The 879-nt window shown below is 45.9% G+C and carries 2 rRNA genes; both read left to right on the top strand.

From position 1 onward, the window contains the following. Positions 1 to 104, top strand: a 16S ribosomal RNA gene (locus ACFPXP_RS02735); the annotation flags it as partial. A 298-nt stretch (positions 105 to 402) separates the two neighbouring features. Then, positions 403 to 879 (top strand): 23S ribosomal RNA (locus ACFPXP_RS02730); the annotation flags it as partial.

Here is an 879-nt window from a genome sequence, read left to right as displayed (position 1 = left end):
CGGAAGCGATGGCTGGGAGCCAGCCGCCGAAGGTGGGGCAGATGATTGGGGTGAAGTCGTAACAAGGTAGCCGTATCGGAAGGTGCGGCTGGATCACCTCCTTTCTATGGAGTATCAGATGACGCAGTTCATCCATACCAATATAAGCACAGTTCACTCGTTGTCAGTTTTGAAAGAGCAAAAGCTCTTTCGCATGAGACGAGGTTTCCAACTTTTACAGGTTGATGAACAGATCCGATCATGATAGGATGATCTTCCGCTGATGAGGCGGAGATATGAAATTGCTTTTCATTCTATTGAATGAGTATCGAATCGAATGTGCTTCATATTCGTTTCGATGTTTAGGTAAGAATGAAAACAATGATTTGTTCCTTGAAAACTGGATAGCGAAAAAAGTGTTAAGGCAATGCAACAAAGTGTAATATGAGTGATGCTTTGGTATCATGAACTTACTGCTTTAGCGAGGATATATTTTGAGTGAGCGACTTTTACNCAGTCACTCATTCCTGAATCCATAGGGAATGAAGAGGCAGACCAGGGGAACTGAAACATCTAAGTACCCTGAGGAAGAGAAAACAAAAGTGATTCCGTCAGTAGCGGCGAGCGAACGCGGATTAGCCTAAACTTAACGCACTTTGTGCGTTAGGGGTTGTGGGACGTCTCACATGGAGTTACAAAGGAGTACATTAGGTGAAGCGGTCTGGAAAGGCCCATCAGAGAAGGTAACAATCCTGTAGCCGAAAATGTGCACCCTCCGAGACGGATCCCGAGTAGTGCGGGGCACGAGAAATCCCGTATGAATCTGCCAGGACCATCTGGTAAGGCTAAATACTCCCTAGCGACCGATAGTGAAACAGTACCGTGAGGGAAAGGTGAAAA

Origin of the sequence: Marinicrinis lubricantis, from assembly GCF_042658665.1 — a bacterium.
Lineage (GTDB): Bacteria > Bacillota > Bacilli > Paenibacillales > KCTC-33676 > Marinicrinis > Marinicrinis lubricantis.
The sequence above is the reverse complement of the archived record's forward strand: the minus strand, read 5'-3'. Positions and strand labels throughout refer to the sequence as shown.